Below are 24,714 nucleotides of genomic sequence, written 5' to 3'. Positions count from 1 at the left end.
CGATTCCTGACCGATCTTGCGCTTATCCGACGGAGACTTATGGCGCGATTTTACGGATCTGTTTAACGTCGATTTCTACCGAGTTCCAGTCCTTATCGACTTCCCCCTGAATTTCTACTGTGTCCTGCGGGCCGACGGTCACGCCGTTCCAGCGCTTGTGGTCGATATCGACATTGATCACCCCGGAAGCATCCTGGAATTTATACAGGTCATCAGAGATGCGCTCGACGATTTTACCGCGCAGGGTCACCCAGGTGTCATCACGCAGCGACTTGGCGTTCGCCACGGTGGTCACCGCGCCGCTCGGCCCGGTGAAGCCGCCAGCCTGGGTGGTAGTGGTAGTAGACGGTCCGGTGAATCCTCCCTGCCCGGCGGCCAGTACCGGCATGGAAACTAAAGCAATAATCGCGGTCATCGCAGCAATTTTTTTCATCTTATATTCTCCCTTTTGTGTTGGTATGGCTCCTATTACGCCCGACAAAACTTAACGACTTCTTAAGCGGAAAAAAGAAATTTTAATGCTGTACATCACCCGCTTCAACGCGGTTTACTGCGCAAAGAAACGGGATCGTCGGAGGGAAACATGCGCATATTACTGGTGGAAGATGACAAGCTTATCGGCGACGGCATCAAAGCCGGGCTGAGCAAAATGGGCTTTAGCATTGACTGGTTTACCGCCGGGCTGGAGGGCAAAAATGCCTTATACAGCGCCCCCTACGACGCCGCAATCCTTGACCTCACCCTACCCGGCATCGATGGCCTCGATATTCTGCGCGAATGGCGCGATAAAGGCCGCCATGAGCCGGTGCTGATCCTCACCGCCCGCGATGCCCTCAGCCAGCGGGTGGAGGGCCTGCGCCTGGGCGCCGATGACTACCTGTGCAAACCTTTCGCCCTGATTGAGGTGGCAGCGCGCCTCGAAGCGTTGATCCGCCGCGCGCACGGCCAGAGCAGCAGCGAACTGCGCCACGGCAAGGTGATCCTCGATCCGAACCGCTTAACCGCCAGCCTCGACGGCGAAAGCCTGGCGCTGAAGCCGAAGGAGTTCGCCCTGCTGGAACTGCTTATGCGCAACGCCGGGCGCGTATTGCCGCGTAAGCTTATCGAGGAAAAGCTCTACACCTGGGACGACGAGGTCTCCAGCAACGCCGTGGAAGTTCACGTCCATCATCTGCGCCGCAAGCTCGGCAGCGACTTTATCCGTACCGTCCACGGCATCGGCTATACCCTGGGTGACGCATGAAACGACTTGCCCGCCTGAGCCTGCGCCTGCGCCTGACGCTGCTGTTTGCCGTACTGACCACCGCCGCCTGGGGAATGGCCAGCGTTATCGCCTGGCAGCAGACCAGCAAAAAGCTGGATAAGCTGTTCGATACCCAGCAGCTGCTGTTCGCTCGCCGCCTGAGCGTCATGCATTTCGATGAACTGCGCGCCCCGCCCGCCTTGCTCGGGGAAAAGAAAAAGGTACGCCACGGGCACATCGACGACGACGCGCTGGCGTTCGCCATCTTCACCCGCGACGGCAAAATGGTGCTTAATGACGGCGAGAACGGAGAGGATATTCAGTGGAATTCGCAGCGCGAGGGATTCAGCGATGGCTATCTGCGTGACGACGATGACGAGTGGCGTTTCCTGTGGTTAACCACCGCCGACGGCCGCTACCGCATCGCCGTCGGCCAGGAGTGGGATTACCGGCGCGAAATGGCGATGGATATCGTGACCTCGCAGCTCACCCCGTGGATGGTTGCCCTGCCGCTGATGTTCGTGCTGCTCATCGTGCTGTTAAGCCGCGAGCTGGCGCCATTGAAAAATCTGGCGCGCACGCTGCGCCTGCGCGCGCCGGACTCGGCGGATTCGCTCAGCGTGGAGAAGATCCCCGCCGAAGTTCGCCCGCTGGTCGAAGCGCTGAATCAGCTGTTCCGACGCACTCACGACGCCATGCTGCGCGAGCGTCGGTTTACCTCTGATGCCGCCCATGAGCTACGCAGCCCGCTGGCGGCGCTGAAGGTGCAGACCGAAGTCGCCCAACTCTCCCTGGACGATCCCGAAGGGCGTGAGAAAGCGTTGGATCAGCTCCACCAGGGGATCGATCGCGCCACCCGACTGGTGGATCAGCTGCTGACGCTGTCGCGGCTGGACTCGCTCGCCCAACTGGATGATGTGCAGCAGGTCGCTATCGCCGATCTGCTGCAGTCGGCAGTGATGGAGATGTATCACCCGGCGCAGCAGTCCGGGATTGAGCTGCGCCTGCATCTTAATGCCAGCCATATCGTCCGCACCGGCCAGCCGCTGCTGCTCAGTCTGCTGGTGCGCAATCTGCTGGATAACGCCGTACGATATAGCCCGTGCGGCAGCCAGGTCGATATCACGCTCAACGCCCGCGAGTTCCGGGTGCGCGATAACGGCCCAGGCATTAACCCGCAGGCGCTCTCGCGCATTGGCGAGCGTTTTTATCGCCCGCCGGGGCAGGAGGCGCCGGGCAGCGGCCTGGGCTTGTCGATCGTCCGGCGCATCGCCTCGCTGCACGGCATGCAGGTTGATTTTGCCAACGCGCGCGACGGCGGCTTCGAGGCCCGCGTGTACTGGTAGCGAGATTATTGCTCATTTGGCAAAAGACTTTGCACATTTTGCTCATTTTACTGCCCCGCTTCGCGGGGTAAGATCGTCGGCAAATTTTCATATATGAGGGTAAAAAATGAGCAACATCCTGATTATCAATGGGGCGAAAAAGTTCGCGCACTCTAATGGTCAACTGAACGACACCCTGACCGAGGTCGCGGAGAGTTATCTGCGCGACGCCGGGCACGATGTTAAAAGCGTTCGCGCCGAAAGCGAGTACGACGTAAAAGAAGAAGTACAGAATTTCCTGTGGGCCGATGTGGTGATCTGGCAGATGCCGGGCTGGTGGATGGGCGCTCCGTGGACGGTGAAAAAATATATGGATGACGTCTTTACCGAAGGCCACGGCTCGCTGTACGCCAGCGATGGCCGTACCCGCTCCGACGCCAGCAAAAAATATGGCTCAGGCGGCCTGGTGCAGGGGAAAAAATATATGCTTTCTCTGACCTGGAACGCGCCGATGGAAGCCTTCACCGACAAAGACCAGTTCTTCCACGGCGTCGGCGTTGACGGCGTTTACCTGCCGTTCCATAAAGCCAATCAGTTCCTCGGCATGGAGGCATTGCCAACCTTTATCGCCAACGACGTGATTAAAATGCCTGATGTCCCACGGTATATCGCAGAATATCGCAAGCATCTGGCGGAAATTTTTGGTTAACTAGAGGTCTAGCTCTACATATTTCGAGTTATTCGAACCTGGAGTATGACGAGATCCACACAGAAGGAGTTGAGTTAACCATGTTAACAGTGATTGCAGAAATCCGTACCCGCCCGGGCCAGCACCACCGCCAGGCGGTTCTCGATCAGTTCGCGAAAATTATTCCGACCGTTTTGCAGGAGGCCGGCTGCCACGGCTATGCCCCGCTGGTGGATCATGCCGCCGGCGTCAGCTTCCAGACCACAGCGCCCGACTCTATCGTCATGGTCGAGCAGTGGGAAAGCGTCGCGCATCTTGAAGCACACCTGCAAACCCCGCACATGAAAGCCTGGTCGGAAGCGGTCAAAGGCGATGTGCTGGAGACCAGCATCCGTATTCTGCAGGCTGGCGTTTAAGTCCGCCGACTCAGTAATGCCATGAAAAAGGGAGCCTGAGGCTCCCTTTTACGTCTGGCGCAGCGTACAGACTTACACTTCCAGATCCGCCATATCGCCCTTCTCCTGCAGCCAGTTGCGACGATCTTCCGAACGCTTTTTGGCCAGCAGCATATCCATTATCGCCGTGGTCTGCTGCTCGTCCTCATCGCTTATCACCAGCTGCACCAGGCGGCGGGTATTCGGGTCAAGGGTGGTTTCGCGCAGCTGCATCGGGTTCATCTCACCGAGCCCTTTAAAGCGCTGGACGTTTGGCTTGCCCTTCTTGCGCTTTAGCTGCTCCAGCACGCCGGTTTTTTCTTCTTCCGTCAGCGCGTAGTAAACCTCTTTACCGAGGTCGATACGGTACAGCGGCGGTAGCGCCACATAGACGTGCCCCTCTTTCACGAGGGTACGGAAATGTCTTACGAACAGCGCGCACAGCAGGGTGGCAATGTGCAGACCATCGGAGTCCGCATCCGCCAGAATACAAATTTTACCGTAGCGCAGCTGGCTTAAATCATCGCTATCCGGGTCAATACCAATCGCCACCGAAATGTCGTGCACTTCTTGCGAAGCTAACACTTCATCGGAAGAGACTTCCCAGGTATTAAGGATCTTGCCCTTCAGCGGCATGATCGCCTGATATTCGCGATCGCGCGCCTGCTTGGCTGAGCCGCCCGCCGAATCCCCTTCGACGAGGAACAGCTCGGTACGGTTCAGATCCTGGGCGGTACAGTCCGCTAGCTTACCCGGCAGCGCCGGACCGCTGGTCAGCTTTTTGCGCACCACTTTTTTGGCCGCGCGCAGACGGCGCTGGGCGCTGGAGATGGCCATCTCCGCCAGCAGCTCCGCGGCCTGCACGTTCTGATTCAGCCACAGGCTGAAGGCGTCCTTCACCACGCCGGAGACGAACGCCGCGCACTGGCGCGACGACAGGCGCTCTTTGGTTTGCCCGGCGAACTGCGGATCCTGCATCTTCACCGACAGCACGTACGCGCAGCGATCCCAGATATCTTCCGCTGACAGCTTCACGCCGCGCGGCAGGATATTACGGTACTCGCAGAACTCACGCATCGCGTCGAGCAGCCCCTGACGCAGACCGTTAACGTGCGTCCCGCCCTGCATAGTCGGGATCAGGTTCACGTAGCTCTCGGTCAGCAGTTCGCCGCCTTCCGGCAGCCACAGCAGCGCCCAGTCCACCGCCTCCGTCTCGCCGGAGAAGGCGCCGACGAATGGTTTTTCCGGCAGCAGCGGCAGGCCGTTCACCGCTTCGCTCAGGTAATCGTTCAGGCCATCGGCATAGCACCAGCTCTGCTCGCTGTTGTTCACCTGGTCGCGGAAAACAATTTCCACGCCCGGGCACAGCACCGCTTTCGCTTTTAACAGGTGGGTCAGACGTGAAACGGAAAAGCGCGGGCTGTCGAAGAAGCTTTCGTCCGGCCAGAAATGGACGCTGGTCCCGGTATTGCGTTTGCCGCAGGTGCCGGTGACGTGCAGGTCTTCCACTTTTTCACCATTTTCAAAGGCGATGCTGTAGACCTGACCGTCGCGACGCACGTTGACCTCCACGCGTTTTGACAGGGCGTTGACTACCGAGATCCCCACCCCGTGCAGGCCGCCGGAAAACTGATAGTTTTTATTGGAAAACTTACCGCCCGCATGCAGCCGGCAGAGGATCAGCTCAACCGCTGGCACGCCCTCTTCCGGGTGGATGTCGACCGGCATCCCACGACCATCGTCAATGACCTCCAGGGACTGGTCGGCATGAAGGATAACTTCCACGCGTTTGGCGTGGCCTGCCAGCGCTTCATCCACACTGTTATCAATAACTTCCTGACCAAGATGGTTAGGACGAGTGGTGTCGGTATACATGCCCGGACGGCGGCGCACCGGCTCTAGCCCGGTGAGTACCTCAATGGCATCAGCATTATATGAAGATTGCGTCATGGTGTGTATTCGTAGGTCGTTCAGGGCCGTTTAGCGCAGGCCGAGAAATTCGATAATCTGAGTGAAATGATCGTCAAAGCCGACAAATGCGTGATTACCGCCCTCCTCTACCGTCTGCCGGCAAGAGGCGTAGTAATGAACGGCCTGGCGGTAATCAAGCACTTCATCCCCGGTCTGCTGCAGCAGCCAGAGTAAATCCGGCGCTTCGAGCGGGTCGATTTGCATGACTTTGAGATCGTAAATATGGCGAGACTCTAGCACATATTGCTGCCCGGTGTATGGATTCTCATTGTGGCCGAGAAAATTGTTTAGTAGTTCAAACGGCCGCACCGCCGGGTTAACCACCACCGCCGGCAGCATAAAGCACTGCGAAAGCCAGGTCGCGTAGTAGCCGCCCAGCGACGACCCTACGACCCCCAGCGGCTCGCCTCCGTGCTCCAGCACGATGGACTCCAACAGCTCCGCCGTTTCCGCCGGGTAAGGCGGCAACTCCGGCACCACCATGGTGATCTCAGGATAGTGCTGCGCCAGCCAGGTCTTTAACGCCGTCGCCTTCGCCGAGCGCGGAGAGCTGTTAAAGCCATGCAGATAAAGGAGCGTCGCCATCAGTAGCCTTCTGAAGCAATATCCGGATGAAACGCGGCGCCTTCCAGGCGGCACACTTCGGTGGTCAGCGTCCCGTCAGGGTGAAGCTCCAGCCAGCGCCAGCCCGGTGACACCGTATCCAGAGTGAAATTGGCACAGTGCGGTTTAAACTGGACGCAGGTCGACGGCGTCGCCATCATGCGCCGGCCATTCCAGTCGAGATCCAGTTCCTGATGAATATGGCCGCACAAAAGATGCTTCACCCGCGGCCAGGCGCTCAACGCGCTGTCCAGCGCGCCGGCATTGCGCAGACTATGCTGATCCAGCCAGCTGCAGCCGGCCGGCAGCGGATGATGGTGCAGCAGGAGTAAGGTATAGCGCTCCGGCGCCTCCGCCAGCTTATGTTCGAGCCACTCCAGCTGGAAGTCGCTCAGCTCGCCATGGGGAACGCCAAACACCTGGCTGTCGAGCAGCAGGATCTGCCAGCGATCGCCGAGAAACACGCGCTTGGCAGGGGAAATGCCCGCCTCCTGCAGGGTGCTGTACATCGCCGGCTGGAAATCATGGTTGCCCGGTAGCCAGACGCAGGGTGCAGCAAAACTCGCGATGCCCTCAGCAAAATGCTGATAGGCCGCGGAGGAGTGGTCCTGCGCCAGATCGCCTGTTGCGACAATCAGATCGCATGGACGCTGTGAGGCATGAATGGCCGACAGTACGGCCTGATAGCTATCCCAGGTATTGATGCCTAACAACGTTTCATGCTTTTCAGCAAACAGGTGAGTATCAGTAATTTGTAATATCCTGACTCTGGCCTCACCAGCCAGAGGTAGGTTTAACAGGCTTTCCAAATGGTGTCCTTAGGTTTAACGACGCTAACAAACCGGAATCGCCATCGCTCCATGTGCTAAACAGTAACGCAGCCAGTCGGCCAAAAACTGGTTAATTTGATGCTTTTCGTCGCGTTGATGCAACTTTTTATTAGGATAATCATATCGCGCTTTGAAGCGAAAGATCTGCTGACTCGAACACACTTCGGCCACCATGGCGTCATGGTAGAGGCGGACGGTCATCGATGGCAGGCTCCAGTAGCTCACTGCAGGCAGAGTCTGCTCTATTGCCACCAGAGTAGTGTAGCGGGTCGATTCAACTATCGTTAACCGATACTGCGCGCTTCCCACCTGATAGCTTACCTTCTCACCCGCTGCATCCGTTCGCGGCAACAGGCGGCGCAACTGCGCGAAGTTGGTCTCGCACAGGCGCATCATCTCAGGGAAGTCAGGTGTATAACGCTTCATTTTGTCCACTCATTTCGTAAATTGTGATAATGCAATTGCAGCCATTGCAAGGCGATGACAGAGGCTGCGTTGTCGATTTTCCCCTCTTCTACCCACTGGTAAGCCTGCTCCCGACTCACCACATGCACCCGAATATCCTCGTTTTCCTCGGCCAGGCCGTGAATGCCTTTTGCCGTCGATGCATCAACTTCTCCCACCAGGATCGATAACCGTTCGCTGGTGCCGCCGGGACTGGCCAGATAGCTTAATATTGGTTTCGTCCGCCCAACTTCAAGCCCGGCCTCCTCCAGCGCTTCCCGACGGGCAACATCTTCCACCGTTTCACCCGCTTCAATCATGCCGGCGACCATCTCCAGCAGCCACGGGCTCTCGCTGGTATCATAGGCGGCGATACGGATTTGTTCGACCAGCACCACTTCGTCGCGCACCGGGTCAAAGGGTAGCAAGACGGCGGCGTGCCCGCGCTCAAAAATTTCACGGGTGATTTCGCCACTCATGCCGCCGTTAAACAGGCGGTGGCGAAAACGGTATAAATCGAGCGAAAAAAAACCACGATATAGCGTTTCGCGTGCAATAATTTCTACATCATTTTTGGAGAAGGTAATTCCCTGCTGCGTGGGTTTGCTCATTGTCATGTCCTGCGAATCTGAAATTAGGGATTTCCAAACCGTTTGGCTACCGTTTTACGGCCCGTATGTTAGATTGGTGCAAATTACCGCCGGATGGCACGTAACGCCAACTTTTTACGGCGGCAGAATCGATACAATCAGCGGAATTTTTCTTAGAATTAGACCAGCGCTAAATGCTTCACAACAAGGAATGCAAATGAAGAAATTGCTCCCCATTCTTATCGGCCTGAGCCTGACCGGGTTCAGCGCCATGAGCCAGGCGGAAAACCTGCTTCAGGTTTACCAGCAGGCACGCATCAGCAACCCCGATCTGCGTAAATCGGCAGCCGATCGTGACGCCGCGTTCGAAAAGATCAACGAAGCGCGCAGTCCATTACTGCCTCAGCTTGGGCTGGGAGCGGATTATACCTATACCAATGGCTATCGCGACAGCAACGGCGTCAACTCTAACGTCACCAGCGGTTCGCTGCAGTTAACGCAGGTTCTGTTTGATATGTCGAAATGGCGCGCCCTGACGCTGCAGGAAAAAACGGCAGGGATTCAGGATGTCACGTATCAGACCGATCAGCAAACACTGATTCTGAATACCGCGACGGCCTATTTTAAAGTGCTGGCCGCCATCGACACGCTCTCCTATACCGAAGCGCAGAAACAGGCTATTTACCGCCAGTTGGATCAAACCACGCAGCGCTTTAACGTAGGCCTGGTGGCGATCACCGACGTACAGAACGCCCGTTCACAATACGATGCCGTGCTGGCGAACGAAGTCACCGCGCGTAACGATCTCGACAACGCCGTCGAAGGACTGCGTCAAGTCACCGGTAATTACTATCCGGAGCTGGCCTCCCTGAACGTGAACGGCTTCAAAACCAACAAGCCGCAGGCGGTCAACGCCCTGCTGAAGGAAGCGGAGAACCGCAACCTGTCACTGCTGCAGGCGCGTCTGAGCCAGGACCTGGCCCGCGAGCAGATTCGTCAGGCGCAGGACGGCCATTTGCCGACCCTGAACCTTTCCGCCTCTACCGGGGTCTCGAATACGCGTTACAACGGTTCGAAAACCAATACCCCGCTCGCCTACAACGACAGTGATAACGGGCAGAACCAAATCGGCCTGAACTTCTCTCTGCCACTGTATCAGGGCGGCGCGGTGACCTCGCAGGTCAAGCAGGCACAATACAACTTCGTTGGCGCCAGCGAGCAGCTGGAAAGCGCCCACCGCAGCGTCGTGCAGACTGTGCGTTCATCGTTTAACAACGTGAATGCCTCCATCAGCAGCATCAACGCCTACAAACAGGCGGTGGTCTCTGCGCAAAGCTCCCTGGATGCCATGGAAGCTGGCTACTCGGTGGGTACGCGTACTATCGTTGACGTCCTCGACGCCACCACTACGCTGTATAACGCTAAGCAGCAGCTCTCGAATGCGCGCTACAACTACCTGATCAACGAGCTGAACATTAAGTCGGCGTTAGGTACCCTGAACGAGCAGGATCTGGTCGCCCTGAACAACACGCTGGGTAAACCCATCTCCACCTCCGCAGATAGCGTCGCGCCGGAAAATCCGCAACAGGATGCCACCGCTGATGGCTACGGCAACACTACCGCGGCGGTGAAGCCGGCGTCCGCACGGACCACCCAGAGCAGCGGCAGCAATCCGTTCCGTCAGTAATTCTCATACTGTGATGCGCATCGCCTGTCCGTCGGACAGGCGATGCGTTAAACGTAAGGCAACGTAAAGATCCCCCGCTTAGCGCCCCTCTTCGCTTCATTTTCCACCACTCATCCTCTATCCTGAGCGTTAACACACGCCATACCACTGGGTCCTGGAAGACAAATATGAAACGGACAAAAAATATTAATCATTCGTCGTTCCGCAAAAGCTGGAGCGCACGCCATCTGACGCCGGTCGCGCTGGCCGTTACCGCGGTCTTTATGCTCGCCGGTTGTGAAAAAAGCGACGAAACGGTGTCGCTGTACCAGAACGCCGATGACTGCTCCGCCGCCAACCCTGGCAAAGCAGCCGAATGCACCACGGCCTACACCAACGCGGTAAAAGAGGCAGAGCGCACTGCGCCGAAGTATGCCACCCGCGAAGACTGCGTCGCCGAGTTTGGCGAAGGCCAGTGCCAGCAGACGCCAGCCCAGGCGGGCGTCGCCCCGGAAAACCAGGCGCAGGCGCAAAGCAGCGGCAGCTTCTGGATGCCGCTGATGGCCGGCTACATGATGGGCCGCCTGATGGGCGGCGGCATGGCGCAACAGCAGCCGCTGTTCAGCTCGAAAAATCCGGCCAGCCCGGCCTACGGTCAGTACACTGACGCCAGCGGCAAGAGCTATGGTGCCGCCCAGCCGGGCCGCACCATGAACGTGCCGAAAACTGCGATGGCGCCGAAGCCAGCCACAACCACCACCGTCACCCGCGGCGGCTTTGGCGAGTCGGTAGCGAAACAGTCGACCATGCAGCGTAGCGCCGCAGGCTCAACGTCCTCTTCTCGCTCAATGGGCGGCTAAGCAACATGGAAAGAGTCAGTATTACCGAGCGCCCGGACTGGCGCGAGAAAGCGACCGAGTACGGTTTCAACTTCCATACCATGTACGGCGAGCCCTACTGGAGCGAAGAGGCGTATTACAAGCTGACCCTCGCGCAGGTGGAAAAGCTGGAAGCGGTCACCGCTGAGCTACATCAGATGTGCCTCCAGGTGGTGGAAAAAGTGATCGCCAGCGATGAGCTGATGACCAAATTCCGCATCCCTAAACACACCTGGGGTTTTGTGCGCCAGTCGTGGAAAACCAACCAGCCGTCGCTCTACTCACGTCTCGACCTGGCCTGGGATGGCATCGGCGAACCGAAGCTGCTGGAGAACAATGCCGACACCCCGACCTCGCTGTATGAAGCGGCCTTCTTCCAGTGGATCTGGCTGGAAGATCAGCTCAACGCCGGCAAGCTGCCGGCGGGCAGCGACCAGTTCAACAGTTTGCAGGAAAAGCTGATCGATCGCTTCGGCGAGCTGCGCGAGCAGTTTGGCTTTCAGCTGCTGCATATGGCCTGCTGCCGCGATACCGTTGAAGATCGCGGTACCGTGCAGTATCTGCAGGACTGCGCCGCTGAAGCGGGGCTGGCGACGGAATTCCTCTACGTTGAAGATATCGGCCTGGGCGAAAAAGGCCAGTTTACCGATCTGCAGGATCAGGTGATTGGCAATCTGTTCAAGCTCTATCCGTGGGAGTTTATGCTGCGGGAGATGTTCTCCACCAAGCTGGAAGACGCTGGCGTACGCTGGCTGGAGCCGGCGTGGAAAAGCATTATCTCCAACAAGGCGCTGCTGCCGATGCTGTGGGAGATGTTCCCCAATCACCCTAATCTGCTGGCGGCCTACTTCAGCGAAGATGCTCACCCGGAGATGGAGAAGTACGTCATTAAGCCAATCTTCTCCCGCGAAGGCGCTAACGTGTCGATCGTTGAAAATGGCAAAGTGGTGGAGGCAGTAGAAGGCCCGTACGGGGAAGAAGGCACCATCGTGCAGGCGTTTTACCCGCTGCCGAAGTTTGGCGATAGCTATACGCTGATTGGCAGCTGGCTCATCAACGACCAGCCTGCAGGGATCGGTATTCGCGAAGACCGGGCGCTGATCACCCAGGATCTGTCGCGCTTCTATCCGCACATTTTCGTCGAATAATGCCGCGCTCCGGCGACGGTAAATGCCGCCGGAGCGCGCTATCATCAGGCGCCAACCAACACCGACAGCATGCTCAGCGAGCCCATCTCGATGCCATCGACCGGGATCGTCATCGCCTCAACGCCATCCCACGTCCCCAGGACATACAGCAGCGGCAGGAAATGCTCCGCCGTCGGATTGGAGAGCGAGCCCCCTTCGTGTGCCAGGTAGTTAACCAGCGGGTGTTGCTCGTCCAGCCCCTGCCATTGCAGATTCGCTTTCACGTAGTTATTGAAGGACTCTGCCCAAGGGTACGGCGTGTTCTCGCCATGCCAGCGGGCGGTGCGCAGGTTATGCACCACGTTGCCGCTGGCCACCAGCATAATGCCTTCATCACGCAGCGAGGCCAGCTTCCGCCCCATTTCGAGATGCCAGGCCGGCGGTTTGGTGCTGTCGATGCTCAACTGAACCATCGGGATATCCGCCTGCGGATACATTTTAATCAGCACGCCCCACGATCCATGGTCAAATCCCCAGGCTTCTGTATCGAGGGTGACCGGCACCGGCGAGAGCAGCTCCACCAGCCGTTGCGCCAGCGCCGGAGAGCCCGGCGCCGGATAATGCGTGTCATACAGCGCCTGCGGAAAACCGCCGAAGTCATGAATGGTCTTCGGCGTCTCCATCGCCGTTACGCCCGTACCGCGCGTAAACCAGTGCGCAGAGACCACCACGATCGCTTTCGGACGCGGCAGGGTTTCGCCCAGTTGAGCCCAGGCGCGGGTATAACGGTTGTCTTCCAGCACGTTCATTGGGCTGCCATGGCCGAGAAACAACGCGGGCATTCGGGTACGGGACATGATGATATCCTTAGGGTGTCAATGTGATGTGCTCACATTACGCGCTTTTGCGCCAGGATAAACTCAGATAACCATGATGATGATCGTCAGAAAATTTGAATGTAATTCGCGGTAAAGGGACGTGTCCCGTACGCGCATCCTCAGGCAATATACTCGTATGTAATTATTTTCACAGGGAGAGAAGCGATGTCATCACCCTTAATATTGACGCTGTTAGCCGGTAGCGCAACCTTCATTGGCGCCATATTCGGCGTGATTGGCCAGAAACCCTCTAACCGCCTGCTTGGCTTCTCCCTCGGCTTTGCCGCCGGGATTATGCTATTGATTTCGTTGATGGAAATGCTGCCTGCCGCGCTGGCCGCCGAGGGCATGTCGCCGCTGCTCGGCTACGGAATGTTTGTTGTCGGCCTGCTGGGCTACTTTGGCCTTGACCGCCTGCTGCCGCACGCCCACCCGCAGGATCTGATGACTCCCGCCATGCCGCGCCCGCGCAACTTACGCCGCACCGCTATTCTTCTGACGCTGGGGATCAGCCTGCATAACTTTCCGGAAGGGATCGCCACCTATGTCACGGCCAGCAACAACCTCGAGCTTGGCATGGGCGTCGCCCTTGCCGTCGCCCTGCACAATATTCCGGAAGGACTGGCGGTTGCCGGACCGGTGTATGCCGCCACCGGCTCGCGCAGCAAAGCGGTGCTCTGGGCCGGGCTTTCCGGCATGGCGGAAATTTTGGGCGGCGTGCTGGCGTGGTTGATTCTGGGGAGCCTGGTCTCGCCGCTGGTGATGGGCGCGATCATGGCTGCCGTCGCCGGAATTATGGTGGCGCTGTCGGTCGATGAACTGATGCCGCTGGCGAAAGAGATCGATCCGCAAAGCAATCCAAGCTACGGCGTCCTGTGCGGGATGTCGGTCATGGGGCTGAGCCTGGTGGTACTCCAGACGATGGGCATCGGTTAAAGCGCAGAAACAACACAGCCCACTAACAAGTGGGCTGTGCTCGGGCGTAGCGAACCGCTATTTAGCTGGCTTTACGCTCATGTTCGCGACGATAGGCCACCAGATCTTCAATCGTGACTACCGCCATATTGTGCTGCTGAGCGAACTTGATGCACTCCGGCGCGCGGGCCATGGTGCCATCGTCATTGGTCAGCTCGCACAGCACGCCTGCTGGTTTAAAGCCAGCCAGGGTCACGAGGTCGATAGTGGCTTCGGTGTGGCCGCCGCGGGTCAGTACGCCGCCCGGCTGCGCACGCAGCGGGAAGACGTGACCTGGACGGTTAAGATCGGAAGGTTTCGCGCCGTCGGCGATGGCCGCGCGGACGGTGGTCACGCGGTCGGCAGCGGAGACGCCGGTGGTCACACCTTCGGCCGCTTCGATGGTCACGGTGAAGCCAGTGCCGTAGGCGCTGGTGTTGTTCTCTACCATCATCGGCAGATCCAGCTGTTTGCGGCGTTCTTCGGTCAGGCACAGGCACACAATGCCGCTGCCGTGACGAATGGTCAGCGCCATCTGCTCAACGGTCATGGTTTCAGCGGCGAAGATCATATCGCCTTCGTTTTCACGGTCTTCATCATCAAGCACCATCACGCCGCGGCCTTCGCGCAGGGCGTTCAAAGCGTGTTCCACACGTTCAAAAGCGGTACCAAAAGAAGAAAGGAGCGTCTGATTCATGGTAAAAAAACCTCATTAAAATTATGGTTACCAGAATCAGGGCAGTCTTAGGAGCGCCGGTTTAGCGGCAAAAGTCAACGCGAGCGGGCCTGGGCCCGACTGTGCCGTTACTCTCTCCCATCCGGACTTTAACCGTCGGCCCCGGAATTACACCGGATCTGCTGACCTTCCCGTAGTCACGGGAAGCGCTCGCGGGCTTTCAACGCCATGGTTGATTTACCGCCGGTGGGGAATTTCGCCCCGCCCTGAGAATAAGCGAGATAACTATAACGCTATTGACTATCCTCGGCAATGCATAAGCTTCAAACATTTCTGGTTTATAGGCGGCCTGGTTCGCACTACAATGATCAATCATCCGACCCGAGCAGGAAACCACCATGATTGACCCGAAAAAAATTGAACAAATCGCCCGCCAGGTCCATGAGTCGATGCCAAAAGGACTTCGCGATCTGGGTGAGGATGTTGAGAAGAAAATCCGCCAGGCGCTACAGTCGCAGCTGACCCGTCTGGATCTGGTTAGCCGCGAAGAGTTTGACGTGCAGACTCAGGTGCTGCTGCGGACCCGGGAAAAACTGGCGCTGCTGGAGCAGCGCCTGAATGACCTCGAAAACCGCCCGGCGGCGACGCCGGGCAGCGAAGAGCAGCAGTAAAAAACGGGCCCCTTGGGGCCCGTTTTGCGTTTGGCTTAATGGGCGGCTTCCGCCTGACTACTCACCTGGCGACAGTACAGTTCATAGCGCTGGCAAAACCATTCACGATGTTCTTCATCCATATTGCCGACAATGGCCTGAAGATCAACTGGCTGGCCCTGGGCGTGCATTCTGGCGAAACTCCGCGCCAAAAAATCAAAATTCTTCATTGAATACATATCGTTATGGTTCATGCGCATACTCCTTCAGCGGTGGATGTTCTGATCAGTCATATGCCTTTTACTCACTTCAGTATTTACGCTTACCTTAACGCGATTTGTACGAAAAATGCGCTTAACATGATTATTTATTGCGCTAAATCATTTTCCACATGATTAAATAAAAACGGCCCGCGATACGTCTATCGCAGGCCGTGATGCTTCACCGTACAAACCGGTGAATAGCGAAAAGCTTATTTGTCGCTATCTTTTTGTATTTTCTTAATAATATTGGTAGTTGAGCAGCCATCTTCAAAGTTGAGCACCAGCACTTCGCCACCGTTCGCCCAGACCTCTTCACTGCCGGCGATCTGCTCCGGTTTGTAGTCGCCGCCCTTGACCAGCAGATCCGGCAGGATGCCAGCGATCAGGCGCTGCGGAGTATCTTCTTCGAAGGAGACCACCCAGTCGACGGCTTCCAGCGCCCCCAGCACGATCATCCGCTGTTCCAGCGGGTTCACCGGGCGGGTTTCGCCTTTCAGACGTTTGGTGGAGGCATCGCTGTTGACCGCCACGATCAGACGGTCGCCCAGCTTGCGCGCATTCGCCAGATAGGAGACATGACCGGCATGCAGAATGTCGAAGACGCCGTTGGTCATCACCACTTTCTCGCCGCGCTTGCGCGCCGCCGCAACCGCCTGTTTGAGCTCCTCTTCGCTCATCACGCCAAAGCCGGTCTCAGCCCGGCCGCGGACCGCGTTTTCCAGCTCGACAGGGGAAACGGTGGATGTACCCAGCTTACCGACCACCACGCCCGCCGCGGCGTTAGCGAAATAGCAGGCCTCTTCCAGGGTGTTGCCGGACGCCAGGGTCGCCGCCAGTACGCCAATCACCGTGTCGCCGGCGCCGGTCACGTCGTACACTTCCTGGGCCTGGGTCGGCATATGCAGCGGCGGACGCCCCGGCTGCAGCAGCGTCATCCCCTGCTCAGAGCGCGTCACCAGCAGCGCCGACAGTTCGAATTCGGCGATGAGCTTCATGCCGCGCTCAACGATCTGCGCTTCATCCTGGCACTTGCCCACCACCGCTTCAAACTCAGAGAGGTTCGGGGTGAGCAACGTCGCGCCGCGATAGCGTTCGAAATCGGTGCCTTTCGGATCGATCAGCACCGGCACGCCCGCTTCGCGTGCGAGTCGGATCATGGTCTGGACGCTGGTCAGCGCCCCTTTGGCATAGTCCGAAAGGACCAGCGCGCCAATAGAGCCCAGCGCCTGCTGAATGCGCTCGTGCATCGGCTGCGGATCGACGCCGGAGAAGCCCTCTTCAAAGTCGAGGCGGATCAGCTGTTGATTGCGCGACAGCACCCGCAGCTTGGTGATAGTCGGGTGAGTCGGGACGGAGACGAAGTCGCACTTCACATTGACGTTGGCCAGCGCCTGGCTCAGCGCGCGGGCGGCGTCATCAATCCCGGTCAATCCCACCAGGCGCGAGGTTGCCCCCAGCGAGGCAATGTTCATCGCTACGTTTGCCGCGCCGCCAGGACGTTCTTCGATATTTTCCACCTTCACCACCGGCACCGGGGCTTCCGGGGAAATACGACTGGTGGGGCCGTACCAGTAGCGGTCCAGCATCACATCACCCACCACCAACACTCCTGCACGTTCAAACTCCGGCAGCGTTACTTTCATGACTCTCTCCTGCGAGACGCAAACTTTGCGCGCGATAATAGCACACCCGATTTTATAGTTAAGCCATCAGCCATTTCTGCCAGCTGGCGCTGACCTGCTCGCGCTCCCGGCTGAAGGCCTCTGGCGCCACGTGTCCCGGCAGCTCCTGCAGGGCCAGGTGATGGAGCGCGTCACGCAAGGTGGTGTACGCGTGCGTTAAGGCGCGCGCTTCCTCTTCGTCCATGATGTCGTTCTGCGCCAGCAGCTCGAGAATACGCACATTATCAGACCAGCGGGTCAGCTTCGGCTTGTCGCTGGCATAGCGTAGGACCAGATACTGGGTAATAAATTCAATATCCGTGATCCCGCCGGCATCGGCTTTGATATCAAAACGATTGGGATGCTTGTTGCCGAGGTGGGCGCGCATCTTCTCGCGCATCTCGCGAACCTCGGTCTGCAGGGTTGCGCCCTCCCGCGGGGTGGTCAGGATATCGCGACGAATGGCGTCAAAGCGCGCCTGCAACGCCGGGTCGCCATAGACCACGCGGGCGCGCACCAGCGCCTGATGCTCCCACGTCCAGGCCTCGTTCTGCTGATAGTCGGCAAACGCGTCAGCGGTGGTAACCAGCATCCCCGCCGCGCCGGAAGGGCGCAGCCGGGCGTCCACTTCGTAGAGAATACCGGACGAGGTGCGGGTGCTGAACAGATGCATGATCCGCTGGGCCAGCCGCAGGTAGAACTGACGGCCGTCAATCTCCCGCTCGCCGTCGGTCATCACCTCCGCCGGGCAGTCATGGAGGAACACCAGGTCGAGATCGGAGCTGTAGCCCAGCTCCCAACCGCCGAGCTTACCGTAGCCGACGACGGCGAAGCCGCGCCCCTGGCGATCGTGCAGGTGGGTCGGCAGGCCGTAGCGAGCCACCATCTGCCCCCATGCCTGCTGCACCACCGCATCGAGGATCGCTTCGGCAAGCCAGGTTAAATGGTCGCTGACCTTCATCACCGGCAGGGTGCCGGCGATATCCGCCGCCGCGATATGCAGCTGCTGCGCCTGCTTGAACTGGCGCAACGCCTCCAGCTGCTGCTCTTCATCCTCTTCCGGCACCCGCAGCAGATACTGACGCAGCTCGTCGCGATAGGCATCGGTCGCCGTCGGCTGATAGAGGGTGTTGGGATCCAGCAGCTCATCCAGCAGCAGCGGGTGGCGCGCCAGCTGGCTGGCGACCATCGGCGATGCCGCGCAGAGCGTAATCAGGTGTTTCAGCGCGCCGGGGAATTCGCTCAGCAGTTCAAGATAGGTGGTGCGGGTGACGATGCCGGTCAACAGCGGCGTGATCCGCGCCAGAGGCAGCGGCGCATCGGCGCGCGAGCAGATTTCGCTCAGCAGATGCGGCATCAGCTGATCCAGCACCTGGCGGCCGCGCGGGCCGATGGTGCGCCGATCCAGCTCTTTGCGGAAATCGGCAATCAGCGCCAGCACGCTGCGGCGGTCGGCGTCGTTTAAATGCGCCAGCGCCGGACTGGCGTCATCTTCTTCCAGCGCATCCTGCCACAGCTCGCGCCAGTACTCGGCCAGCTGCTCATCTGGCGACTGAGCCTCGTCATCGCCGATCAGTTCATTAAACACCCGCCGTACGTTGGCCATATGGTTCGCCAGCTGCGCGCTCAGCGTCTCCCAGTCATCGGTATGCATCCCCCACGCCAGTCTGGCGCGGTTCAGTTCATCCTGTGGCAGGGTCTGGGTCTGTTCATCGTTGATACTTTGCAGCAGGTTTTCCAGCCGGCGCAGGAACAGATAGGCCGCGCGCAGCAGCGTCGCGTCGCCTTCCGGCAGCAGATGCAGCTCATCAATCGCCGCCAGTGTCGGCAATAGCGCGCGCTGCTGCAGCGCAGGTTCGCGACCGCCGCGGATCAGCTGAAAGACCTGAACGATAAATTCAATTTCACGAATGCCGCCGGCGCCGAGCTTGATGTTGTCTTTCAGCCCGCGACGCCGCACTTCACGGGCGATCATGCCTTTCATGTTACGCAGCGACTGGATCACGCTGAAGTCGATATAGCGGCGGAAGACGAAGGGGCGAAGCATCGCGCGCAGTTCGCTGGCGTAGGCGCCGTCGTTATCGCCCATGATCCGCGCTTTCACCATCGCGTAGCGTTCCCAGTCCCGCCCCTGCTCCTGGTAATAATCTTCCAGCGCCGCAAAGCTGAGCACCAGCGGCCCGCTGTCGCCAAACGGCCGCAGGCGCATGTCCACCCGATAAACAAAGCCGTCCTGCGTCGGCTGGTCGAGCGCCTTGATAAGCCGCTGCCCCAGGCGGGTAAAGAACTGGGCGTTATCCAGCTCGCGGCGGCCGCCGCGGGTGGCGCCATGCTCCGGCCAGGCAAAGATCAGATCGATATCGGAAGAGAAGTTCAGCTCGCCGCCGCCCAGCTTTCCCATCCCGAGGATCAGCAGCGGCTGCGGCTGACCCTCGGCGTTGCATGGCGTTCCCCACTCTTTACAGCAGGCGGCGTACAGCCAGTCGCGGGCGGCGACAATCAGGGTCTCCGCCAGGACGCTCAGCTGCTGCAGCGTCTCTTCTTCGCGCACCAGCGACAGCGCCTGCGCCCAGGCGATGCGGACCATCATCTGGCGGCGGAAGAGACGCAGCTCTCGCATCAACCCCGCTTCGTCAGTGACGGCCTGCAGGCGCTCCTGCAGCCAGGCTTCGTAATGCCGCCACTCTTCCGCCGCCGGCGCGGAGTCCGCAAGCTCATTCAGCCAGCCCGGCTGAGCGATCACACTCTGTTCGACAAAATCGCTGAATGCCATCACCGACCTGGCCTGTGGGCTCAGTTCGGCAACGGGAAAATCCGTTGGCAGACGGTCAGCGACCGTCTGCCAGTGCTGCTGTAACTGCGGAGAAAGCGGCATCATAAGGGCTCCCTGGCCTGTAATTATCGTTTTCCACTATGCAGCCAGAACGGCTCGGCAGCCAGCGCCTGGCGACGGAAATATTCAAACACGCTGCGGTCGTCATGCTCTATCGCACGCTGAAGTTCCTGCCAGTTCTCCAGCCACGGCGCGACGGCGTCGCCATAGGCGCCCGCCAGCAGCTGGACGCTGTCGATGTCGCGGGACAGCTTCGGCAACTGGTCAGCGGCATCTTCTACCGCCAGATGCTGCACGGCGCTGCGCAGCTCGGCCGCCACCCGCGAGAGGTGAATATCGGCAAACCGTTTGAACGAGCCGGCTATTTTTTTCTCTCCCGCCTCGTTGAGGAACGGACGCCAGCCGCGCTGGACCAGCCATTCGGTCAGGGCCAGTTTGGCGCCAACGACCTCGGTGCGGAATAACGCTTCGTCGGCGGTGTCCGCAGCCAGCAGAACGGCGTCGGCGTCGTTCAGCAACGCGCGGAGGTGGGTGGTCGCCTTACGCGGCACGATGCCGCCGAACAGCACGAGGGCATGGCGCACGCGGGCTATCGCCAGCAGAATTTCCGCTTTGGCTTTTGCGTTGCCGCGCAGCCAGATCTCGTCGTGATACAGCCAATGCGCCAGGGCGCTCTCCAGCGCCGCCTCCAGCCCTTGCTCCACGCTGGCCTTCGCTGCCACCGGCAGCACCGCCAGCCGGGTCACCGGACGCTCATTGTTACCTTGCGCCAGATGATACCCGCGCGCGGCTTTGCTCAGGCTCCCCTGACGCAGGACGCCGCTCTCCAGCAAACGATGCGCGAGGCGCAGCAGATCGGCGGTCTCCCCGGCGAGCAGCTCCAGCTCCAGTTCGCAGATCGGCTCCTGATGTTCGCCCGCCTTTACTTCGCCGCGATCGAGGGCAATCTCAATCTCACTCTTTCCTTCCTGGATCACCCAGCGTTCACGGGCAAAATCGGTGCTGAACAGCGGCTGGACATGCTCCGCCAGCGCGGCCGGAAGTTCCCCTTGCGGCCAGACCTCCGCCGGCAGGCGCTCAAGCGCCAGCTCCGGTTTATCCAGTGGAATATTATATTCCGGGCGCTGGTGCAGGCCGCCGACCACCCGACCGGCGATTTTCAGCGTCATCTCATAACGCCCCTGATCGCCGCGGATGCGCAGGCCCATATCGTGACGACGCAGCCAGTTATCGGCGGTTTCGTAATAAATGTTCAGCAACTGGCCCGCGGGCGTATGTTTCGCCTCGAGCGCATTGAGCTGCTCGCGCAGCGTCTCTACCCCATCCTGAGCGACGATAAACTTGAGTTCGATTTCTTGAGCCATGACTGAATTCTTCCGCTTCTGTGCTGCGCCGACAAATTGCGGCGAACTTACGACGATATTTTTTGTCAGTAGATAGTATTTTGCGGTGAATCGCCATGCAACGCGCTTTTTGCCGGGCCACCTCTTGGATGATTCCGATTGTGGCGGAAAACTTTGCGTCGCTCTGGCGATGCCTCTACTATCGTTCCACTTTTTATGACCAAACGATGACCTGATGCCAAAATTACGCCTGATTACTTTTACTTTGCTCGCGCTTAGCGCCGCCACGGCGGTTCACGCAGAAGAAAAGCGCTACGTTTCCGATGAGCTGAACACCTGGGTTCGCAGCGGCCCGGGCGATAATTATCGTCTGGTCGGCACCATCAACGCCGGGGAAGAAGTGTCGGTACTGCAAACGAACGACAGCACCAGTTACGCGCAAATTCGCGATAGCAACGGCCGTACCGCCTGGATCCCGCTGAAAGAGCTGAGCAACGAGCCCAGCCTGCGCACCCGCGTCCCGGATCTGGAAAACCAGGTCAAGACGCTGACCGATAAGCTGAATAACATCGATGCCACCTGGAACCAGCGCACGGCGGATATGCAGAAGAAAGTCGCCGGCAGCGACAGCGTGATTAACGCGTTGAAGGACGAGAACCAAAAGTTGAAAAACGAGCTGGTTGTCGCGCAGAAGAAGGTGAATGCGGCAAATCTGCAGCTTGATGATAAACAGCGCACCATTATCATGCAGTGGTTTATGTACGGCGGCGGTGTGCTGGGCGTCGGTCTGCTGCTCGGTCTGGTGCTGCCGCATCTGGTGCCAAGCCGCAAACGTAAAGACCGGTGGATGAACTAATTCGTCTTCTCTGCCAGACTTACGTATCATCTTGCGAAAAACGGATACGGGAGAATCAGGCGTGAAGAGTTATCTGGTCGGTGGCGCGGTGCGTGACGCGCTGCTAGGGCTGCCGGTCAAAGACCGAGACTGGGTGGTGGTGGGCGCCACCCCGCAACAGATGCTAGACGCGGGCTATCAACAGGTAGGCCGCGATTTTCCCGTGTTCCTCCATCCGCAAAGCCGGGAAGAGTATGCCCTGGCCCGCACCGAGCGCAAATCCGGCGCGGGCTATACCGGTTTTACCTGCTATGCCGCCCCGGACGTCACCCTCGAAGCCGATCTGCTGCGCCGCGACCTGACGGTCAACGCCCTCGCCCAGGATGCCGACGGCGCAATTATCGACCCCTACGGCGGACAGAACGATCTCCGTCAGCGCCTGCTGCGCCATGTCTCTCCCGCGTTTAGTGAAGATCCGCTGCGCGTGCTGCGCGTCGCGCGCTTTGCCGCCCGCTACGCCCACCTCGGTTTTCGCATTGCCGAAGAGACTCAGGCCCTGATGGCCGCGATGGTTGAGGCCGGCGAGCTGGCGCATTTAACGCCGGAGCGGGTGTGGAAAGAGACGGAAAGCGCATTAACTACTCGCAACCCGCAGGTCTTTTTCCAGACGCTGCGCGACTGTCAGGCCCTCAAGGTGCTGTTCCCGGAGATTGACGCCCTGTACGGCGTGCCGGCCCCGGCGAAATGGCATCCGGAAATCGACACCGGCCTGCACACCCTGATGACCGTCACGATGGCCGCGATGCTGTCGCCGGATGTCGACGTACGTTTCGCCACCCTGTGCCATGACCTCGGCAAAGGGCTGACGCCGAAGGCGCTCTGGCCGCGTCACCACGGCCATGGTCCGGCGGGAGTCAAGCTGGTGGAGCAGCTCTGCGCGCGTCTGCGGGTGCCGAACGATATCCGCGATCTCGCGAAACTGGTGGCGGAGTACCATGACCTAATCCACACCCTGCCAATTCTGCAGCCGAAAACCCTTGTCAAACTCTTCGACAGCATTGACGCGTGGCGCAAACCGCAGCGCGTGCAGCAGATCGCGCTCACCAGCGAAGCCGACGTCCGCGGACGCACCGGTTTCGAGGCCAGCGATTACCCGCAGGGGCGCCTGCTGCTGGAGGCCTGGGAAGTGGCGCAGTCGGTCTCCACTAAAGAGGTCGTGGCGGCGGGCTTTAAAGGGGCGGAAATTCGCGAGGAGCTGACGCGGCGGAGAATTGCGGCGGTAGCGCAGTGGAAGGAACAGCGTTGCCCCCAGCCGCAAGGCTGAGGGCGCAGGCCTTAGAAGAAGACCACGTACACCGCTGCCGCGACGATAAAGCGGTAGATAGCGAACGGAATGAACGAGATCCGTTTGATCAGCTGCAGGAAGGTTTTAATCGCAATCAGCGCCACGATAAACGCCATCACGAAGCCGACGGCGAACATCGGGACATCGCCCATGTTCAGGAAGCCGATGCTCTTGTAGACGTCCAGCACGGTGGCGCCCATCATCATCGGTACCGCCAGCAGGAAAGAGAACTCCGAGGCCGCATAGCGGCTGACGCCCATCAGCATGCCGCCGGAGATAGTCGCCCCCGAGCGGGAGAAACCTGGCCACAGCGCCAGGCACTGAAAGCAGCCGATGACGAACGCCTGACGGTAGGTCATATCGTCAATCCCGACCGCGCGCGGCTGTTTCGGCTTCAGCACTTCCGCTGCAATCAGCAATACGCCGCCGACAATCAGGGCGTACATCACGTTCACCGGGTTAAACAAGGATTTAATGGTGTCATGGAAAATCAGCCCCATCACCACCGCGGGGATCATGCCGAGAAGGATATGGATAAGCGACAAACGGCCGCTGCCCTGGCCTTCATGCGCCGGCGGTTTCCCGAAATGGATGCCGATCAGGCCGAACAGGCGACGCCAGAACATCACCACCACGGCGAGTATCGAACCTAACTGAATCACCACTTCAAAGGTATTTGCGGTATCACCTTCAAACCCCAGCAGGTGACCAACAATAATCATATGACCGGTACTGGAAACAGGTAAAAACTCTGTCAAACCCTCAACCACACCCAATATTGCCGCCACCAGCAGCGAGTGTATATCGCTCATCCAATTAAACCCTTTAAAAAAGTAAAATGAAAAAAACCAGGAACACGGTATCGTTCAACAGGCACAACCCGGCTGCCAGAGCGCGCGTAATCCGCAGCGTACAGTAAGTACACACGGATTCGTCCACCGTTCTGGAAGGACATCGCCAGTAAAATTGCCTGATGACCGGATGCTATGACCGGTATAAACGCAATTTGTTTAACAAGTATGACCTGAAAAGTTTTGTTTCAGATTAAGGCCACGTTCAATAATCACCCCGACGTTTGCCGCGCGAGCCACGGCGCCAGGTTTGCTGACTTTTATGCGCACCCATGGCGACTGGAATGTTTCCAGCAGCAGGTCGGCCACCTCTTCCGCCACCCGCTCCACTAACGCAAATTTCCCCCCCTCCACATGCGCGATCACGCGCTCGCTGATATCAGCATAGCTGAGGCAATCGCTGACATCATCGCTGGCGGCCGCCTTGCGGTTATCCCATGCAATTTCGATATCGAACACCAGCTTCTGCTCAATGGTTTGTTCCCAGTCATAAACACCGATGGTGGTGATTACCGAAAGTTGCTCTATAAATACAATATCCATCACGCCCTGCCTGCTTTTTAGCTAAACCGGATACCACTTCCGGCGAATTATGCGTATTATCCACAGATGCAGAGAATACAACG

General features: G+C 58.9%; 26 protein-coding genes and 1 riboswitch. Of the genes, 12 read left to right on the top strand and 14 right to left on the bottom strand.

What is annotated here, in order from left to right; genetic code table 11:
* Positions 1-37: 37 nt before the first annotated feature.
* Entirely contained in the window at positions 38-433 is a 396-nt protein-coding gene (locus KB892_RS01945; RefSeq protein WP_002916833.1) for a YgiW/YdeI family stress tolerance OB fold protein, read from the bottom strand.
* Positions 434-583: 150 nt separating this feature from the next.
* Between KB892_RS01945 and qseB the strand changes: the two genes are divergently transcribed.
* From qseB to KB892_RS01925, 4 genes are all read left to right on the top strand, one after another.
* Complete coding sequence (gene qseB / locus KB892_RS01940) at positions 584-1,243, top strand: quorum sensing response regulator transcription factor QseB (protein WP_002916836.1); 660 nt, start codon at positions 584-586, stop codon at positions 1,241-1,243.
* Positions 1,240-2,589 (top strand): quorum sensing histidine kinase QseC, encoded by a 1,350-nt coding sequence (qseC, locus tag KB892_RS01935; RefSeq protein WP_002916838.1) that lies wholly within the window; start codon positions 1,240-1,242, stop codon positions 2,587-2,589. Before qseB ends, qseC begins: the two co-directional genes overlap by 4 nt.
* A gap of 106 nt (positions 2,590-2,695) precedes the next feature.
* Positions 2,696-3,277, top strand: a complete 582-nt coding sequence (locus KB892_RS01930) for an NAD(P)H-dependent oxidoreductase (RefSeq protein ID WP_002916840.1) — start codon at positions 2,696-2,698, stop codon at positions 3,275-3,277.
* A gap of 80 nt (positions 3,278-3,357) precedes the next feature.
* A complete protein-coding gene (locus KB892_RS01925; RefSeq protein ID WP_002916842.1) occupies positions 3,358-3,672 on the top strand; it encodes a putative quinol monooxygenase in 315 nt (104 codons plus the stop codon).
* Between the two features lie 72 nt (positions 3,673-3,744).
* Here KB892_RS01925 and parE read toward each other — a convergent pair whose 3' ends face one another.
* The 5 genes from parE to nudF are packed head-to-tail and all read right to left on the bottom strand — an operon-like array spanning position 3,745 to position 8,149.
* Positions 3,745-5,640, bottom strand: coding sequence for a DNA topoisomerase IV subunit B (gene parE, locus KB892_RS01920; protein WP_002916844.1), 1,896 nt, complete (start codon positions 5,638-5,640; stop codon positions 3,745-3,747).
* A gap of 30 nt (positions 5,641-5,670) precedes the next feature.
* Positions 5,671-6,246: an esterase YqiA gene (gene yqiA, locus KB892_RS01915; RefSeq protein WP_002916845.1), complete on the bottom strand. Its 576-nt coding sequence runs from the start codon at positions 6,244-6,246 to the stop codon at positions 5,671-5,673.
* Positions 6,246-7,073, bottom strand: coding sequence for a 3',5'-cyclic-AMP phosphodiesterase (cpdA, locus tag KB892_RS01910; protein WP_002916846.1), 828 nt, complete (start codon positions 7,071-7,073; stop codon positions 6,246-6,248). Before cpdA ends, yqiA begins: the two co-directional genes overlap by 1 nt.
* Before the next feature lie 24 nt (positions 7,074-7,097).
* Positions 7,098-7,520 carry a DUF1249 family protein gene (locus KB892_RS01905; protein ID WP_002916847.1) on the bottom strand — a complete coding sequence of 141 codons (423 nt, stop codon included), beginning with the start codon at positions 7,518-7,520 and terminating at the stop codon, positions 7,098-7,100.
* Positions 7,517-8,149, bottom strand: coding sequence for an ADP-ribose diphosphatase (nudF, locus tag KB892_RS01900; protein ID WP_002916848.1), 633 nt, complete (start codon positions 8,147-8,149; stop codon positions 7,517-7,519). The genes KB892_RS01905 and nudF overlap by 4 nt, the downstream gene beginning before the upstream one ends.
* A gap of 196 nt (positions 8,150-8,345) precedes the next feature.
* On the opposite strand from nudF, the gene tolC reads away from it, so the two are divergent.
* The 3 genes from tolC to KB892_RS01885 all read left to right on the top strand — a co-directional run bounded on the left by tolC (position 8,346) and on the right by KB892_RS01885 (position 11,820).
* The gene (tolC, locus tag KB892_RS01895; protein WP_004150921.1) at positions 8,346-9,815 is read left to right on the top strand and encodes an outer membrane channel protein TolC; all 1,470 of its coding nucleotides are present in this window, start codon (positions 8,346-8,348) and stop codon (positions 9,813-9,815) included.
* 167 nt (positions 9,816-9,982) lie between these two features.
* Positions 9,983-10,654 (top strand): DUF1190 family protein, encoded by a 672-nt coding sequence (locus KB892_RS01890; RefSeq protein ID WP_002916849.1) that lies wholly within the window; start codon positions 9,983-9,985, stop codon positions 10,652-10,654.
* Between the two features lie 5 nt (positions 10,655-10,659).
* Positions 10,660-11,820: a glutathionylspermidine synthase family protein gene (locus KB892_RS01885; protein ID WP_002916850.1), complete on the top strand. Its 1,161-nt coding sequence runs from the start codon at positions 10,660-10,662 to the stop codon at positions 11,818-11,820.
* A 44-nt stretch (positions 11,821-11,864) separates the two neighbouring features.
* Here KB892_RS01885 and ygiD read toward each other — a convergent pair whose 3' ends face one another.
* Positions 11,865-12,656 carry a 4,5-DOPA-extradiol-dioxygenase gene (ygiD, locus tag KB892_RS01880; RefSeq protein WP_002916851.1) on the bottom strand — a complete coding sequence of 264 codons (792 nt, stop codon included), beginning with the start codon at positions 12,654-12,656 and terminating at the stop codon, positions 11,865-11,867.
* A gap of 186 nt (positions 12,657-12,842) precedes the next feature.
* Here ygiD and zupT point away from each other — a divergent pair, with 186 nt between their 5' ends.
* The gene (zupT, locus tag KB892_RS01875) at positions 12,843-13,613 is read left to right on the top strand and encodes a zinc transporter ZupT (protein WP_002916852.1); all 771 of its coding nucleotides are present in this window, start codon (positions 12,843-12,845) and stop codon (positions 13,611-13,613) included.
* A 61-nt stretch (positions 13,614-13,674) separates the two neighbouring features.
* Here the strand turns inward: zupT and ribB are convergent, their stop codons facing one another.
* The gene (gene ribB, locus KB892_RS01870; RefSeq protein WP_002916855.1) at positions 13,675-14,328 is read right to left on the bottom strand and encodes a 3,4-dihydroxy-2-butanone-4-phosphate synthase; all 654 of its coding nucleotides are present in this window, start codon (positions 14,326-14,328) and stop codon (positions 13,675-13,677) included.
* 105 nt (positions 14,329-14,433) lie between these two features.
* Positions 14,434-14,585, bottom strand: a riboswitch (FMN riboswitch).
* A gap of 120 nt (positions 14,586-14,705) precedes the next feature.
* Between ribB and ubiK the strand changes: the two genes are divergently transcribed.
* Positions 14,706-14,978, top strand: a complete 273-nt coding sequence (gene ubiK / locus KB892_RS01865; protein ID WP_002916856.1) for a ubiquinone biosynthesis accessory factor UbiK — start codon at positions 14,706-14,708, stop codon at positions 14,976-14,978.
* Between the two features lie 35 nt (positions 14,979-15,013).
* Here the strand turns inward: ubiK and glgS are convergent, their stop codons facing one another.
* On the bottom strand, positions 15,014-15,211 hold the full coding sequence (glgS, locus tag KB892_RS01860) for a cell surface composition regulator GlgS (RefSeq protein ID WP_002916857.1): 198 nt from the start codon (positions 15,209-15,211) through the stop codon (positions 15,014-15,016).
* Here glgS and KB892_RS01855 point away from each other — a divergent pair.
* The gene (locus tag KB892_RS01855) at positions 15,203-15,352 is read left to right on the top strand and encodes a hypothetical protein (protein WP_004144536.1); all 150 of its coding nucleotides are present in this window, start codon (positions 15,203-15,205) and stop codon (positions 15,350-15,352) included. The two genes, glgS and KB892_RS01855, sit on opposite strands and share 9 nt — an antisense overlap.
* 77 nt (positions 15,353-15,429) lie before the next feature.
* Here KB892_RS01855 and hldE read toward each other — a convergent pair whose 3' ends face one another.
* The 3 genes from hldE to KB892_RS01840 are packed head-to-tail and all read right to left on the bottom strand — an operon-like array spanning position 15,430 to position 21,078.
* On the bottom strand, positions 15,430-16,863 hold the full coding sequence (gene hldE, locus KB892_RS01850) for a bifunctional D-glycero-beta-D-manno-heptose-7-phosphate kinase/D-glycero-beta-D-manno-heptose 1-phosphate adenylyltransferase HldE (protein WP_002916858.1): 1,434 nt from the start codon (positions 16,861-16,863) through the stop codon (positions 15,430-15,432).
* A gap of 58 nt (positions 16,864-16,921) precedes the next feature.
* The gene (gene glnE / locus KB892_RS01845; protein WP_002916860.1) at positions 16,922-19,759 is read right to left on the bottom strand and encodes a bifunctional [glutamate--ammonia ligase]-adenylyl-L-tyrosine phosphorylase/[glutamate--ammonia-ligase] adenylyltransferase; all 2,838 of its coding nucleotides are present in this window, start codon (positions 19,757-19,759) and stop codon (positions 16,922-16,924) included.
* Positions 19,760-19,779: 20 nt separating this feature from the next.
* Entirely contained in the window at positions 19,780-21,078 is a 1,299-nt protein-coding gene (locus KB892_RS01840) for a CYTH domain-containing protein (RefSeq protein WP_004150922.1), read from the bottom strand.
* A gap of 214 nt (positions 21,079-21,292) precedes the next feature.
* On the opposite strand from KB892_RS01840, the gene KB892_RS01835 reads away from it, so the two are divergent.
* Entirely contained in the window at positions 21,293-21,913 is a 621-nt protein-coding gene (locus tag KB892_RS01835) for a TIGR04211 family SH3 domain-containing protein (RefSeq protein ID WP_002916862.1), read from the top strand.
* Positions 21,914-21,974: 61 nt separating this feature from the next.
* Positions 21,975-23,216, top strand: coding sequence for a multifunctional CCA addition/repair protein (locus tag KB892_RS01830; protein ID WP_002916864.1), 1,242 nt, complete (start codon positions 21,975-21,977; stop codon positions 23,214-23,216).
* A gap of 11 nt (positions 23,217-23,227) precedes the next feature.
* Here the strand turns inward: KB892_RS01830 and bacA are convergent, their stop codons facing one another.
* Together bacA and folB are read right to left on the bottom strand one after the other, a co-directional pair.
* Positions 23,228-24,049, bottom strand: coding sequence for an undecaprenyl-diphosphate phosphatase (bacA, locus tag KB892_RS01825; protein ID WP_004144532.1), 822 nt, complete (start codon positions 24,047-24,049; stop codon positions 23,228-23,230).
* Positions 24,050-24,247: 198 nt separating this feature from the next.
* Positions 24,248-24,631 (bottom strand): bifunctional dihydroneopterin aldolase/7,8-dihydroneopterin epimerase, encoded by a 384-nt coding sequence (folB, locus tag KB892_RS01820; protein ID WP_004150923.1) that lies wholly within the window; start codon positions 24,629-24,631, stop codon positions 24,248-24,250.
* Positions 24,632-24,714 lie beyond the last annotated feature (83 nt).

The organism is Klebsiella sp. P1927, assembly GCF_018204675.1.
GTDB classification, from domain to species: Bacteria; Pseudomonadota; Gammaproteobacteria; order Enterobacterales; family Enterobacteriaceae; genus Klebsiella; species Klebsiella pneumoniae.
Note: the sequence above shows the minus strand (reverse complement) of the source record. Positions and strands in the feature narration are given on the sequence as shown.